At 53.2% G+C, this 15040-nt stretch carries 13 protein-coding genes and 1 other RNA gene; 6 read left to right on the top strand and 8 right to left on the bottom strand.

Translation table 11 applies throughout. The features are described from left to right. Positions 1–7: 7 nt before the first annotated feature. The 3 genes from MUB23_RS08900 to MUB23_RS08890 form a co-directional block, all read right to left on the bottom strand. Positions 8–502 carry a tripartite tricarboxylate transporter TctB family protein gene (locus MUB23_RS08900; RefSeq protein WP_244800114.1) on the bottom strand — a complete coding sequence of 165 codons (495 nt, stop codon included), beginning with the start codon at positions 500–502 and terminating at the stop codon, positions 8–10. A gap of 110 nt (positions 503–612) precedes the next feature. Beyond that, complete coding sequence (locus MUB23_RS08895) at positions 613–1707, bottom strand: Bug family tripartite tricarboxylate transporter substrate binding protein (RefSeq protein ID WP_244800113.1); 1095 nt, start codon at positions 1705–1707, stop codon at positions 613–615. 37 nt (positions 1708–1744) lie between these two features. Continuing rightward, the gene (locus MUB23_RS08890) at positions 1745–2515 is read right to left on the bottom strand and encodes a type I 3-dehydroquinate dehydratase (protein ID WP_244800112.1); all 771 of its coding nucleotides are present in this window, start codon (positions 2513–2515) and stop codon (positions 1745–1747) included. Positions 2516–2656: 141 nt separating this feature from the next. Here MUB23_RS08890 and MUB23_RS08885 point away from each other — a divergent pair, with 141 nt between their 5' ends. Beyond that, the gene (locus tag MUB23_RS08885) at positions 2657–3577 is read left to right on the top strand and encodes a LysR family transcriptional regulator (RefSeq protein WP_244800111.1); all 921 of its coding nucleotides are present in this window, start codon (positions 2657–2659) and stop codon (positions 3575–3577) included. A gap of 214 nt (positions 3578–3791) precedes the next feature. Here MUB23_RS08885 and MUB23_RS08880 read toward each other — a convergent pair whose 3' ends face one another. The 4 genes from MUB23_RS08880 to MUB23_RS08865 form a co-directional block, all read right to left on the bottom strand. Further along, positions 3792–4997 (bottom strand): VWA domain-containing protein, encoded by a 1206-nt coding sequence (locus MUB23_RS08880; protein WP_244800109.1) that lies wholly within the window; start codon positions 4995–4997, stop codon positions 3792–3794. Then, positions 4997–5818 (bottom strand): AAA family ATPase, encoded by an 822-nt coding sequence (locus MUB23_RS08875; protein WP_244800107.1) that lies wholly within the window; start codon positions 5816–5818, stop codon positions 4997–4999. Before MUB23_RS08875 ends, MUB23_RS08880 begins: the two co-directional genes overlap by 1 nt. A 14-nt stretch (positions 5819–5832) precedes the next feature. After that, positions 5833–7764: a C40 family peptidase gene (locus tag MUB23_RS08870; protein ID WP_244800105.1), complete on the bottom strand. Its 1932-nt coding sequence runs from the start codon at positions 7762–7764 to the stop codon at positions 5833–5835. Between the two features lie 173 nt (positions 7765–7937). After that, positions 7938–8573, bottom strand: a complete 636-nt coding sequence (locus MUB23_RS08865) for a DUF1847 domain-containing protein (protein WP_244800104.1) — start codon at positions 8571–8573, stop codon at positions 7938–7940. Between the two features lie 176 nt (positions 8574–8749). Between MUB23_RS08865 and MUB23_RS08860 the strand changes: the two genes are divergently transcribed. The 5 genes from MUB23_RS08860 to MUB23_RS08840 all read left to right on the top strand — a co-directional run bounded on the left by MUB23_RS08860 (position 8750) and on the right by MUB23_RS08840 (position 14545). Continuing rightward, positions 8750–10108 (top strand): MATE family efflux transporter, encoded by a 1359-nt coding sequence (locus tag MUB23_RS08860; RefSeq protein ID WP_244800103.1) that lies wholly within the window; start codon positions 8750–8752, stop codon positions 10106–10108. 36 nt (positions 10109–10144) lie between these two features. Further along, entirely contained in the window at positions 10145–10756 is a 612-nt protein-coding gene (locus tag MUB23_RS08855) for a response regulator transcription factor (protein WP_244800101.1), read from the top strand. Beyond that, complete coding sequence (locus tag MUB23_RS08850; RefSeq protein ID WP_244800099.1) at positions 10753–11730, top strand: sensor histidine kinase; 978 nt, start codon at positions 10753–10755, stop codon at positions 11728–11730. The genes MUB23_RS08855 and MUB23_RS08850 overlap by 4 nt, the downstream gene beginning before the upstream one ends. Before the next feature lie 87 nt (positions 11731–11817). Then, positions 11818–12582, top strand: coding sequence for an ABC transporter ATP-binding protein (locus MUB23_RS08845; RefSeq protein ID WP_244800097.1), 765 nt, complete (start codon positions 11818–11820; stop codon positions 12580–12582). Beyond that, positions 12572–14545 carry an ABC transporter permease gene (locus MUB23_RS08840; protein ID WP_244800095.1) on the top strand — a complete coding sequence of 658 codons (1974 nt, stop codon included), beginning with the start codon at positions 12572–12574 and terminating at the stop codon, positions 14543–14545. Before MUB23_RS08845 ends, MUB23_RS08840 begins: the two co-directional genes overlap by 11 nt. Positions 14546–14674: 129 nt before the next feature. On the opposite strand, the gene rnpB is transcribed toward MUB23_RS08840, so the two are convergent. Beyond that, positions 14675–15015, bottom strand: an RNA gene (gene rnpB / locus MUB23_RS08835) — RNase P RNA component class A. Positions 15016–15040 lie beyond the last annotated feature (25 nt).

The following is a 15040-nucleotide window of genomic DNA, read 5'->3' as shown; positions in this document are numbered from 1 at the left end:
TCACAGGCTACGGCAGCGGAATGTTGAAAACCTTCTCAATAATCAAGTAGATGCACGCCAGCGTAATTGCCGTCACACACACGATCATCTTTACTTTTTTCCCGCGGTACAGCCCCAGCATGGATACCAACATAAATAGTCCCGTGGAAAGGTAGAATCCGATAAAGTGAAATAAAACCCCATAGCCCAGCATGCAGGCTCCCAGAAAAACCGTTCGTGCCGGAAACTCCGCTTTCAGAGCCGCCAGAATGGAATTCCCCTCACTTTTTTCTTCCTCTTTCGCTTCCTTTTTCGCCTCTTTCGACAGACGCCGGGTCTGAAACAGCGCGCCGATCATGGAAATCACCATCAAAATCGACATCAAAAGGGGATACATCCCCGCATCCGCCAGTCCGGGCCGCTTCACATAGATCTTGATCGAGCCGATCAAAGCCGCCGCGCTGATGATCAGCATAAAAAAGATCATCAGATAGGACCGGGTACGATCTGTTTTTTTATTCATCTCAATCCTCCGATCAATAGAACAGGAAACAAAATACCTGCGGACAGCGGATCCATTTCCCCTGTCCGCAGGCATTTTTCCTGATGATGCCTGCGTCAGCAGGTGTATGCTTACTCAGAAATCCGCTCGATGCCCAAATCAGCCGGATTGACTTCCGTGGCCCCTACATCGTACATAATATAGGAAGCAATGGACTGGTGCCGCTTTTCATACGTAATTGCCTCTGCGCCGGTAAGGCCCAGGGCGGAATGGCCGTTATCCTTAATGTACTGCTGGAATTCCGGAGTGTTATAGGCCTGCATAAATGCGTCGGTCAGCTTATCGATAACCGCCTGAGGGGTATCCTTATGGACGGAAATCTGGAAGAAATTTCCGAATCCGCTGTACTGTGCCAGCTCTGGATACGCTTCCGACAATTTTTCCGTGCCCTTAAGCTGCGGTATTTCATTATCGAAGAGCAGCGTGATCGGCTTGATATCGCCGGATTCTACGTAGGACAGGCTCTGCTGCGTATTGGTGATAAACGCATCCACATGGCCGCCCATCAAAGCCGTCATCGCATCCCCGTTTCCTTCGTACTGAACGATATTGAACTGCACGTCAAAATGCTTGGAAAGCAGGGAGAACCAAACGGCGGGCACGCTGCCGGCTCCGGTGATCGCCACCGTCACGCGGCCGGGATTTGCCTTCGCATCATCGATCAGATCCTGCATACAGTTATATTTGCTGTCCTTGTTGCCTACCAGGTAAAACACTTTTCCATAGGCCAGGATAATCGGCATAAAATCATCGTAAGTGATGTCGGACAGCTCCATCACGCCAAACAGGGACACACTGTCGGTGCCGCACAGAAGCGTGTAACCATCCGGTTTTGAGTTGTACACAAAATCCGTTCCGACCGCTCCGGAACCGCCCGCGTGGTCAGTAACCGTGATGCTGCCGCCCAGATACTGCTCCGCAATCCCGCAGATCTTCACGGCGTCGCTGAACGTACCCGACGAGGTGCTAAAGGTGCTGACGCCGGTGATCGCCTGATTCGGATAATCGCCTGCCTCTCCGCCCGCCGTGCCTTCCGAAGCTGAGCCTGCGGCCTGCGTGCCGGCTGTGGTGGATTCCCCTCCGGTGGAAGAACATCCGGCCAAAGATCCCGCTGCCAGGATTCCGGCCATCAGGAAGGCCATTGCTTTTTTCACTTTTCCGTTCATTACTACTTTCCTCCTTATTCTTTTTTCCTTTTTCCTTTTATCGGTCTAATTTTAAGCTTTTTCGTAAAGTTCTTACATCGTCAATATGAATCTGGTGGGTCTTTCCCGTTGACACAAACGTTCCATCGGAACCGAACACATCGCCGCAGATCCGGGACAGGGTTCCCTTGGGCCCCGCCGAGATGGACACAATCGGGATTTCCACACCGTCTTTTCTGGCTTCGGCAATGGCTTTGCCCAGCCGGTCATTATCCCCGTAGGTCTCCGCCACAAAGGATACTTTACAGACATCGGCGCCCAGTTCCACTTCTTTCTTTAAAAGAGAAATGATCTCCGGGCTTTCCGGCGTATGTACCAAATCGTGATACGAAATCATCAGAGCCACTCCGTATTTCTGACATTCCTCGCGGATACTTTGGATGTACATCTTTCCGTAACGCATCTCCACATCCACCATGTCAATGGTTCCGCTCTGAATCAAGGCAAACAGAATCTCTTTCTTTTTCTCCGGCTTGATGTCCCGGACCCCGTTTTCTTCCTTGTGCCTTGGCGTCACCATCACCGCCTTGTCTCCCACTGTTTTCCTCAGTAGCTTTGCCGTTTCCAGTAAAACCGGCAGGTTTTCCACCTCTTCAAAATAGTCCACTCTCCACTCCAGAATATCCGGATCATGAGGCGCGAACTCTTTGGTCAAGGCAACAACCTCGTCCTTGTCTTTTGCCGCAACCGGCATGATCAGCGCCAAATGGCCAGACCCCAGAACTACATTCCGAAGCCTTACCTTCTTTTTACAACCGCACTCTGCCATTGTCCTTACGACCTCCTTGAGCAATATGAAATCACTTTCTCAAAATTCTTGACAATAGCATAACATACTTGATAATATATGTATAATACGTAACTTTGATATTTTTAATAATGATTTTATTATAGAAGTTGGGAGGTTCCCATGACCATTCGCTATCTACGCATTTTTATCTCCGTGGTGGATTACCAGACCATGAACGCCGCCAGCAAGGCGCTGCACATCTCGCAGCCCTCCATCAGCCAGGCCATCGCAGAGATGGAGGATTATTATGAAGTGAAACTCTTCGACCGGCTCTCCAAGCGTTTATATCTGACGGACAATGGACGGCGTCTCCTCCCCTACGCCCGCTATATTGTCTCCACCTTTGACAGCATGGAGCTGGAAATGAAAAACTCATCGGCGCGGCCCACCGTACGCCTGGGGGCCACCATCGTCTTCAGCACCTGTTTTCTTCCGGAGATCGCCAAGCGCCTGCGGGACGGCCCGATGCAGATCCAGCCGGATATCACGGTCGTCAACACCAAGGCGGTGGAAGAAATGCTCTTAAACAGTGAGTTGGATATCGGAGTCGTGGAAGGCTCCACCTCCGATCCCAATATCATCCGCACCCATCTGCTGACCGACCAGCTATGCCTGATCTGCAGTAAGAATCACAAATTTTACGGACAATCCATCTCCATGGAAGATCTTCAAGGGGAGTCCGTGATCTCCCGGGAGGATTTCAGTTATCTGCGCAATTACCTCCATGAACTCGCTCAGAAATTCCGGGTGACCTACCGGGAAACCTGGCGCTGCTCCGGCAATGAAGCCATCCTGTCTGCGGTCCGCAGCGGCCACGGCGTCACCCTGGTGTCCTCGATCCTGGTGGCGAATGAATTGAAATCCGGAGAATTCTACTCCATCCCTATTAAGGATGTCCACATGACCAGAGAATTTTTCCTTGTTTATCACAAAAATAAGTTTATTTATCCGGCGCTTCAGGAGACCATCCGGACCTGTACCGAGTACGTTCAGGAGGTCATCGAGCAGGAGCAGTCCAGCTCCCACTTTATCCTTCCCTAAATCCCGGAGACAGAAAGCTCGTGGGGCGTGGCTGTAACCCGCACTGCCTTTCGGATGTGGACTTTTTGCGGCGGAAGGTCAAAAAAAGCGCTGCCCCGGCATGAAAGTATCTTTCTCTCATGCCGGGACAGCGCGTCTTTGGTTCCGCCATCACAAACAGCCGACACCTTCTCCTTTCGTCTTCCGCCTGACAGCCGGCGTCCGGTTTCTTCGGCTATTCTTTGCTCTGCCCTCTCAGCAATTTTTTCATCGCTCCCTCCAATCCCTCCAGCGTCAAAGGGTAAGTCGGAAACATCTCTTTTAAATAATACAAAGTTTCCACCAAAAAGCCCCTTCCCATCCGCTCCCGCAGAGAAGGATTGATCCAAACCATATGCGTATATTTTTTCTGGAAGCGCCGCAGCCACTCGATGCCCGCCACCTGGTTGAATTTCCCCTGATAGCTTCCGCCCACATCAAACAGTTCCTCCGGCGACATGGTCCCGTCTCCCACCACAGCCACGCGGTAGTCCGCCCCGTACTGATTCAAAACCCACTGGGTGGAGACCGCAGAATCCGCCTCACACTTGGGATCCATGAACAGTTCATCATACACACAGTTGTGAAAATAGTAGACCTTCACGTCCCGAAAATGAGTCGACTGGTCCACCGCCTGGAACAACTGGCTGCAAAGCATACTGTGTCTGCGCATGGAACCTCCGCAGTCCATCAAAAGAAGCAGCGCGATCTGATTTTTCCTGGGCCTCCGGTAGGCCAATGTCAAAAGGCCGCCGTGATCCCCGGTCTGACGGATTGTCTCCTCCACGTCCAGCTCGCTTTTTTCCTGGTTCGACTGCTCCGAGAGCTGGCGCAGACGGCGAAGGGCCAGCTGGAATTGACGGCTGGTGATCACCGCGTTCTTCCGGAAATCCTGGAACTTCCGCTCTCCGCAGGTTCCCAGAGCCCGCCGGTTTTTCGAGGAACCGGCCAGCCGAAGTCCGGTTCCCTCCTGAGCCGAATGGCCAAGATTGGACTTTCCGCCTGCGCCAATCCAAAAATTTCCCTGATTGTGCTCCCCTTCTTGCAGCTTTTTCATCCAGGAAAGCCGATCCATCAGTTCTTTTAAATTCCTCTTTTCCGGCAGAGGCAGCGCCTCCACTTCCTCCGACGTTTTCCTCATCCGGGGATTCTCCAGCCAGTTCTTCATCTCCCCGGAAAGTGCGGCGTATTCCTCTACCTCCCGGAAATAGGAAAAAAATAATTGGTCATACCGGTCGTATTCCACCTCGGACTTGACCAGCGCCGCCCGGCTGATCCAGTAGAAACGATCCAGGCTGGATCCGATGAGATCCTGATCCAGCGCCTCCATCAGCGTCATCCATTCCACCGGCCCCACCGAAAACCCACCGGCCCGCAGGTAATAAAAGAAACCGGTAAACATCAGCGTTTCTCCTGAAAGACAGCCAAATCCTCTTTTTTCTTTAACAGCACGCCGGCAAAGGGAATCGCCTCAGCCAGCCGCTCAGCCGGGATTCCTCCGAGTGACAGGGCGCGCACCCAGTCGATGAGCTCCGAGGTGCCCGGCTTTTTTTGCAGCCCTTTGCTATCCCTCACCCGGTAAAAAGCTTCCAAAGACGCACAGAGCAGATGTTCTTCGATCTGAGGGAAATGAACTTTCACGATCTCTTCCATCAGCTCCGGATCCGGAAATTCAATATAGTGAAAAATGCAGCGGCGGAGAAAAGCATCCGGCAAATCTTTCTCCCCGTTGGACGTGATGATCACGATGGGCCGGTGTTTGGCCCGCACCGTCTCTTTGGTCTCCGGGATGAAAAATTCCATCTGATCCAGTTCCCAGAGCAGATCATTGGGGAATTCCAGATCCGCCTTGTCGATCTCGTCGATCAAAAGCACCACCTGCTCTTCGGACAAAAAAGCCTCCCCCAGCTTTCCGGGATGAATATAGCGCGCGATCTCATCCACGCCCGCCTCCCCGAACTGGCTGTCATAAAGACGCTGTACCGTATCGTAACGGTACAGCGCTTCCTGAGCCTTGGTTGTGGATTTAATATTCCAGATAAGGAGGCGCAATCCCAGCGCCTCCGCGATCGCCTGGGCCAGCATCGTCTTTCCGGTGCCAGGCTCCCCTTTTAGCAGGAGAGGCTTTTTAAGGGCAATCGCAATATTTACCGCCTCCATCAGAGGCTCCGATACAATATAAGTTCCGCTTCCGGCAAAAGTCTGCCTCAGTTGATCCGGCATCGATTGACTCCTTTTTATTGTTCTGTGTCCGCTCCGGTTGTTTCCGGCCCCGAACTCTCCGGCTCCGCCGGAAATCCGTCAAACACCAACCGGCCGGGATACTCTTCCGGCGCCTCGGTGATCTCGTTTCCAGCTAGACGCAGCACCGTCTCATAGGTGTTCAGGCTTCCCGGCAGCCCGCCGCCGAAATACAGCCGCAAAATTCCGTCCGGCTGCTCCTTTCCCTCAGGGGCTTCGATCCAAAGTCCGGTCAAAGGATTCTGCACATATCCGGAGTACGCATAAATCTGCTTTCCCTCTGCGTCCGTCCGGCTGTAATCCAGAGCCGTCAGGCTCGTAATTTCATTGTAAGCCAGGTCAATCTCCCTGGCCGACTTTAAATACTGGATGCCCTCGATATCCCGGATCGGAACCCATGCCTCGGCCTCCGGAGATAAAGGCGCCCCGGTCTCTTCCGCCTGCCGGCGCTCCTCCTGGTAAACCTGTCCGTTCGCCTTGACAGAAAGCTCCGCCTCCATCACAAATTCCGGCAGCGTTTCCGCACCCGATTCTCCCAGATTCAACTGTTTCGGCTCCGCCGCCATCCGCGTCTCAATCTCTCTGGCAAGCTCAAAAATATCATCGCACTCCGCCGCAACTTCCTGGGCGATCCGGCCGGCCGTCTCTCTCGGCACCGCCGCATACTGCTCCCAAAGGGCATCCGCCACTGCCCCGGCAAAAGTCGCGTCCGGGAACAAGGACTGAAGATCCACCGTCAGCTGCTCAACGGATCCCCAAACCTTGGGATCCGCCGCATCCGGGTTCGTATTCAATCCGGTATATTCTTTACAGGACGCTTCGTGAATCACAATCTTTCCCGCCATCCGTGTGCAGGCACATTCGTTTTGCAGCAGATAGGGGCGGCGCGCATACGAAAAACGGCTGGCATCCGTGATCACCACGTTGTTCTTGCTACTGGCGCAGTGAGCCACCCAGATCTCGCCGTTCTCGGCTTTCACCACAACGCCGACATGATTGGTCCCGCCGTCGGACGGCTGCTTTTTAAAAACCAAATCGCCCGGAAGCACCTGATCCCAGCCGATCTCATAGGACTTCGCCCACTGGGAGGCGGTCGTCTCCCCGACCTCGTCAAAAATCCCGGTGCTGCCGAAGGCATTGACATAAACCCAGGCCACAAAGCCGCTGCAATCCAAACCGAACGACCGAAGCGTCCCCGTGGACTTGCTTCCCTCGATGGTCACCATCTGCACGTCTCCCCAGCGTCCGTCCCAGTTATAGGCCAGGGACTTGCCGCCCCAGAAATATCCCACCTGGCCCACCAGGGAATAGGCTTCCATGGCAATCTTTTTTCGGATCGGGGACAGATTGACCGGAAGCTCGGCCTCCGCCTTGGCCAGATCCACGCCTTCCCCCGGCGTAAAAATCTTAACCGGGATCGTCTCCTCCGGCAAGGTTTCCTCGCTGGAAGACTCCGTCTCGGAGGAAGAACTTTCCGCCGGGGAGGATTCGGCCGGCGTGGTAACCGCCGGTACCGTGGTCTCCGCCGGCAGCGTCTCGGTCGGTGAAACTTTGGTGGTCTCTTTTTCCGAAGGATTCACCGGCGCAGTCTCCGAGGAACTGCCGGTGGTCTCTTTCCCGCCGCTCTCGCTCGCCGAGGTTTGACTTTCCCCGGACTCTTCTTTACTCTCTTCCGGCGAAGTCCCTTCCCCGCTTTCGGAGCTTTCCGGCGTCTGAGAAGACTCGGATGACGCTTCCGAGGACTGCTCCGGTTCCTTCTCATCCGAAGAACTCTGGCTATTGTAATTTGCGCTGGAGGAGCCGGCTTCCTCTCCGTCCGGAGACCCGTTTTCCGCAAAAACCGGAACCGCGCCGGTCACAGTCAGCGCCACCGCCATTCCCACTAAAATCCCCCGTACACCCTGCATTCTTTTCGTATCTTTACCCATTTAATCTCCTAATGGAAAATAAGCCCCAAGTCTTTCCTGAGGCTTCCTGAAGCACTACGTTTAACTATAGCACAACGATCGTAACAAATCAATTATTTCACTCTCAGATTCTCCTATTTTCAGTCAATGAAGCCGTGCGTCGTCCGTGCAGACAACGCAGAAAAAACGCTTTCTTATTCTCCAAAAAGTTTTCTCTTATAATAGCTGTCCGCCTGATAGATCGCCCCCACTGGGTTATGGGCAAGGACCCGGTCCTTGACGACCAAAGTTGTGCAGGGCGCTTCGGCATATTTGGTAAAAAGGCTGTCGTGTCCCACACAGAGACCAATGATAATATTCAGGTCCGTCTGCTCGCGGTTCAGCACCTTTGCCTGCAAGATAGGATTACACATATTGGTGCCGAGACAAGGGTTCACCTGGGTAAGACCAATATATGCTTTGTCCACCTCGCCTACTTTGCATCCGGTGCCAAACACCAGAAAACCTTTTTCCCGCAGATAGCGGGCTACAATCCGGCTCTCGCGGATCAATCCCACACAAGTGGCGATCCCCAGCTTTTTCGCTCCGATCCGCTCCGCAAAAAGAGCCACCTCCTCCAGCCGGGTCTTTTCACAGTAAAAGTCCGACTCAATCGAGGCCGAAGCGTAGGCAATCTTTTCATTGATCTCTTCCGCATGATAAAGCGCTTTTGCTTCCTCAGCCAACTCCGGCGATACATGCTGAGATACGCAAAACTCCGGGTAATGGGATTCATGACGGTTACAGTTGACCAGCCCGCAGTCAACACAGCTGTTTTTATGTTCTGCCATCTGTTTTTTCCCTTCTTGGATAACCAGAAATAATTGGTATTATTGTAACATATTTTGTCCCGTAAATCCACCTGTTTTGCTTGGCCGCAGGCATTCTTTTTCCCCAAGAACATCTATAGAATTCATTGCATTTCTTACGGACTTTGTATATACTGAACAGACAGGAGGAAATGGCTATGAAGAAGGAACACACAGCAAATTATGAGCTGACCGAAGGGGTCATCTGGAAGCAGTTATTGCTCTTCTTTTTTCCGATCATGCTGGGGTCTTTTTTCCAGCAGTTGTACAATACGGCGGACACCGTCATTGTAGGCCAATTTGTAGGAAAGGAAGCACTGGCGGCCGTAGGGGCCACCGGGCAGCCGATCCAGCTTCTGGTGGGTTTTTTCGTCGGAATTTCCTCCGGCTCCACCGTTATCATCTCCCAATTTTTCGGAGCGAAAAGGACGCAGGATATAGAAAAGGCCATTCATACTTCCGTTGCCCTCTCCTTAGCCGGCGGTCTTCTTTTCATGCTGATCGGTCTGGCGCTGTCCGATCCGATTCTGCGCGTAATGAACACGCCTGCCGACTGCTTTGAAAGCGCTCTGCTCTATATCCGCATTTATTTTCTTGGCATGATACCGACTTTTCTCTATAACATGGGAACAGGCATTCTTCGAGCTCTGGGGGATTCCAAATCCCCGATGTATATTTTGATCGCCTGCTGCATCGTCAATATTTTGCTGGATCTGCTCCTGGTTCCCGTGATGAAGCTTGGTATTTTCGGCGCAGCTTTGGCCACAATCCTCTCTCAGCTGCTGAGCGCAGTCCTAGTGGCAATCAGCCTGATCCGGAAAAAAAGTATGTTTACCTTCCGCTTCCGTAAGCTGAACTTTACGCCGAACATGCTGGGGCGTATCCTTCTGATCGGTTTTCCGACAGGTCTTCAGTCTGCTACCTACTCGATTTCCAACGTGGTGGTTCAAAGCGGGGTCAACTCCTTCGGAACAGATATGGTGGCGGCCTGGTCTGCCTTTTCCAAGATGGATTCCATATTCTGGATGATCAGCGGCGCCTTCGGCATCGCAGTCACCACATTTGTGGGCCAAAATTTCGGCGCCAAAAATTTTGACCGCATCCGAAAAAGCGTACGGATCAGTCTTAGTATGGAATTTGCCGCTGCTGCTTTCAGCAGTCTTCTCTTTCTTGCCGCCGGGCCGTACCTCCTAAAAATCTTTACAAACGATGCGGATGTCTTGGCCTGCGGTATGCAGCTGATTCATTTGCTGACACCCTTTTACGCGCTTTTTGCCTGTATTGAAATTTTTTCCGGAGCGATCCGCGGCGTCGGAGAGGCCCTGTATCCCATGCTCGTTTCGATTTTTGGTGTCTGCCTGTTCCGTGTGGTCTGGATGCTGTTTATCCTGCCGCTTCACCATACCATCGGCATGATAGCCATCTGTTATCCGGTCAGCTGGGGAATCACCTCGGTCATTTTCCTGATCTATTACCTGCGAGGAAACTGGCTGAAGCGAGGCCTTTCCAACGCCTGACACCTTTGATTCCGCCTGAAAAGGAGACTCTCTGTTATGAACCGAATTTTGGTGGTTGAAGACGACCCCAGCATAAAAAGTGAACTGATCCTGCTCCTCCAAAACAACGGCTACCATCCGGTGGAGGCGCTTCCCTGCGATCTGGCCCTCCTGGACATCAATCTGCCGGAGATGAGCGGCTATGAGATCTGCCGGAAACTTCGAGTTCACTCGGACGTTCCGGTGATCTTTCTGACCGCCCGCGATACTGCCGAGGACGAGCTTCTCGGCTTTGGCGTCGGTGCGGACGATTACATTCGAAAACCCTACCACTCTTCCGTCCTCCTGGCGCGGATCTCCCGGCTTTTGATGCGGAAAAGCAACCCGGTCCTATCGGTCCGCGGCTTGACGCTTCATCTGTCCGATCTGACCGTAAGCTATGAGGGCCGGACGGAAGAGCTGACCAAAAATGAAACCCGCATTCTGGCCTGCCTGATGAAAAAAGATCTCTGTACGCGGGAGGAAATCGTCGAGGATCTCTGGAGCAACAGCCTCTACATCGATGAAAACACCCTCTATGTCAATGTCAACCGTCTGAGGGAGAAGCTGAAACGAATGGGCGCTTTGGATTTTATCCGGACCGTGCGCGGCGTGGGGTACCGGTTATGACGCTTTGGGAATATCTGCGCCATCAAGCCGTAACCTTGTGCTTCGCTGGGATCGGATGTGTGACGTTCCTCTGCATTCTGGCCTTCGCCGGTGTAGAGCTTTCGTTTCTTTGGATCTTCTGCCTCTTTTTTCTGCTCCTGTTTTCCGCCTGGTTTTTCTGCGGATATCTGCTCTCGCGACGGCGGCTGGACCGTCTGAATCAGATTTTAAAGGAGCTGCCGGAGAAATATCTCCTGGGCGAACTTCTGCCGCCTCCCGCGAACCTTTTGGAGAAGCAGTATTTTATGATTATGAAAACCGTCTCCCGTTCTGCCATCGGCATCGCCGATACGGCGCGGCGCGAGAAGGAAGAATACTGTAACTATGTGGAAAGCTGGATCCACGAGATCAAAACCCCTCTGACCGCCTGTTCTTTGATCCTATCCAATGAGGGGGACATCCGAAAACTCAAGCAGGAAATCAAACGTGCCGATAACCTGACAGAAAGCATCCTCTATTTTGCCCGGATGCGCACGGCTGAGAAGGATCTGCAAATCCATGAGACCCACGCGGCCGCTTTGATGGACGAAGCGGTAAAAAGCCAGATGGAACTTCTGATCGCCGCCCGGATCCGGGTGACGGTGGAGGGAGACTTTTCCGTCTGCACCGACGGAAAATCCATTCTTTTCATCCTGAAACAGCTCCTGATCAACTGTGCCAAATACTGCCCCGGCTGCCAGGTGACCATGACCGCCGGATCCGGCGTGATCACCGTCTGGGACGACGGCACCGGCATCCCTTCCCATGAGCTTCCCCGCGTAACCGAGCGAGGTTTTTCCGGCACAGCCGGAAGGAAACGGGGAGACAGCACCGGCATGGGACTTTATATTGCCGCAGAGCTTTGTAAGAATCTGGGCGTCACTTTGACCATCGAATCCGAGGAAGGCCGGTACACCCGGATTTCTTTAGCCTTTGATTCTCTTACGAAACTGTAAGGAAGAACGCATGCCAGCGTTAGAACAAAAACCGAGGTTTCGTGTTATCATACCCGTACGGGACAAACGAAACGGAGGTAAAAAAATATGAAAGAAATTTTACAAGTCAAACATGTCACAAAATATTACGGGACTGGCAGCGTCGTCACCAAAGCGTTAAACGACATCTCTTTTTCCGTCGGTCAAGGAGAGTTCACCGCCATCATGGGCGCATCCGGCTCCGGAAAAAGTACGCTGCTCAACGTCATCTCCACCATCGACCGGGTCAGCTCTGGGGAGATTTTCGTTGAAGGGATCCCTCTTTCCGGTCAGAAGGAAAACCGGCTCTCCGCCTTCCGGCGGGATAAGCTGGGTTTTATCTTCCAAGAATACAACCTGCTGGATACGCTGACCGTGGGCGAAAACATCACGCTCCCCCTGAATCTGAAAAAATTGGATCACCAGAAAACAAAAAGAGAGCTGCACCGGGTAGCCGAAGCCCTTGGCGTCTTGGACCAGCTTTCAAAATTCCCTTATGAACTCTCCGGCGGCCAGCGCCAGCGGGCTGCCTGCGCCAGGGCGCTCATCACTTCCCCAGCTCTGGTGCTGGCCGATGAGCCCACCGGCGCCCTGGATTCCACCAACTCCCGGATCCTGATGGAAACGTTTGTCCGGATGAATCAAACGCTGGGATCCACCATCCTGACGGTGACCCACGACGCCGTGGTCGGCTCCTACACCGGACGTGTCCTCTTTCTGAAAGACGGGAAGATCTGGAGCGAAGTCGTCCGGGGAGAACGCAGCCGGAAAGCCATGTACCAGGAAATTTTGTCCGTGATGGCTGCGCTGGGAGGTGATACGGATGTTCACTGAGCTTGCCGTTCGGAATGTCCGCCGCCAGATCGGGAATTACCTGATCTATTTTATCACAGTGGCTTTGACTGTGTCCTTGATGTTTGCGGTCAACAATATCATCTTCAACGAGCAGATCCTGGCCTACGCTGAGACGATGAAAGAGCTGAAATCCGGAATGATCGGCATCTCTGTCTTTCTCTCGCTGATCGTGGCTTTTGTCCTAAGCTATGCCACCTCCTTCATGCTGAGGCTTCGGAAACGGGAATTTGGAATGTATCTGACCCTCGGCATGACACGAAAGAATATCCTTCTTCTCTTCAACCTGGAAACCCTGATCATGGGAGCAGCCGCCCTGGGACTCGGCCTGCTCTTAGGCCTTTTCTTCTATCAGGGCCTGATGTTGATCATGACTCACCTGTTGGATATGGACTTTGCTTTTGCCGCCTACTCCGCACAAGGTCTGATCCTGACCATCGTGCTGGTAACTGCCGTTTTCCTGATCTCCTCCGCCGTATCGGCCCGCTATTTAAAGAAAGTCAGCATCTTTCACCTGCTTCACGGAGACCGCATGGTGGAAAGAAATGTCCGCCGTCCAGGGATATGGATGATTCTGACAGTGGCTTCTTTCGTCACTCTGACCGTCAGTTTTCTCTTCTTTCAGGAGCAGATCCGTGCTTCTCTTTTGAGAGACGTTACTCCTGGAAGCGGCTTGTTTGTCTCTCTGATGGTTTTTGCCGCGGCACTGATTTTGTTCCACATCAGCCTTGCCCGGAGCATCGTCAATCTTTTACTGAAAAACAGGCGTTTCTGCTCTTCGGGAACCAACACCTTTACGCTGCGCCAGCTCTCCGGAAAGCTTCGCTCCAACTCGGTCATCGTCGGTATTTTGTCCTTTCTGATCGCCTTTGCCGTGATTGGATCCAACGTCTCTTTTGTCATGAAAGTAAGCGAACGGCTGGCCCTGGACCGGGAATATCCCTTTGACATTAACGCCAACCTGGACGCATCCGTCGAGACGTCCGTCGGACCCGATCAGGCGGAAGAAATCATTTCCCAGTATGCCGGGATCGAAGAGGTCATCCCCTACACCTTCTATACCACAGGCGCCAGTGAACTCCACCAGTATACCCGATGGAGCGGAGCGTCTTATGAAGGGCTCCACGATTCTTTGATGGCGGAGAGCGATTTCAACCTCCTGCTGAACCGGCTGGGAAGGGAGCCGGTCCGCCTGGACGGCAGTTTTCTCATCTGCGCCAACAGCAATGTTCCCCAGGCTGCCCACTCCAACTTTCAGGACGCAGCCTTGTCGCTGGGAGGAAAAACGTACCGGTATCAGGGCATGATCTCTGATCTGCCGATGTTCTACTACACCTATTTCTTTGCCGTTGTGCCGGACGAGGCGGTCCACGGCCTGACGGTGGAATCCAACTGTGTGGCTTTCCGGCTGAAAGATGCAGACTACGATCCCCAGGAGCTGCGCTCCGCCCTTTCCTACTCCTACACGAGCAAATATGAGGATCATACGTATGAGCGCTGCGATTATAAACTCAAAGAGTACGGCAGGCTCCAGAAAAACAGCACCACCGCCATTTTCGTCATAGGCGCGCTTTATATCGCAGTGGTTTTCATTTTCATGGCCATGGCGATCCTCGCCCTGAAAACCCTGTCCGGTATCACAGAGGATCGGAAACGCTATGCCGTCCTGTACCGTCTGGGCGCAGGAGAACGGGAGCAGTGCCAAACCTTATTCCGTCAGACCTTCGGATTCTTTTTCCTGCCCTTTGCCCTGCCGCTGCTGCTCAGCATTCCCACCTCCATGGTCTCTGCGGAAATCATGACCATCGCCGGCTTTGCGGGGCAGGCTTGGGAAATCTACCGCAATGCAGGGCTGATCGCAGCGGCAATCTTATTGATCTACCTGCTCTATTTTACGGCGACTTATCTCATTGAGAAGAGAAATGTCGTGCAGAGCAAGGGATAGACAACGCGGACTGCCTCTACAGCGATACCCCGGCGGCCAAAGACCGCGTTTCAAAATTCCCGCCGGGTTCCCCAGCATTCAAAAGCAAAAGCAGGTTTTCTCCGAAAAGAAAACCTGCTTTTGCTTTGTGATAAGAGCAGAACGATAAGCCGGGTTCTGTCGTTGGGTAATCATCTATCTAGGCCTGGCGTCGCCGCCAGGCTCAAGCGACCTACCCGGAAGCAGACGGGCCGCCTTATGCTTCCTGTTGGTCTTGCTTCGGATGGGGTTTACATGTGCCCCTCCCGTTACCGGGAGGGCGGTAGTCTCTTACACTGCCCTTCCACCCTTACCGGGGAGATCCCCGGCGGTATATTTCTGTTGCACTGGCCTTGGAGTCGCCTCCACCGGACGTTATCCGGCATCCTGCCCTGTGAAGCCCGGACTTTCCTCACCTGCCCGAAGGCAGCCGCGATTACCTGTTCTACTCCGATCACGCGTTTTCGCCGTTCCCGC

The organism is Cuneatibacter sp. NSJ-177 (genome assembly GCF_022867805.1).
Lineage (GTDB): Bacteria > Bacillota > Clostridia > Lachnospirales > Lachnospiraceae > Pseudolachnospira.
This window is presented reverse-complemented; position numbering and strand designations above follow the sequence as displayed.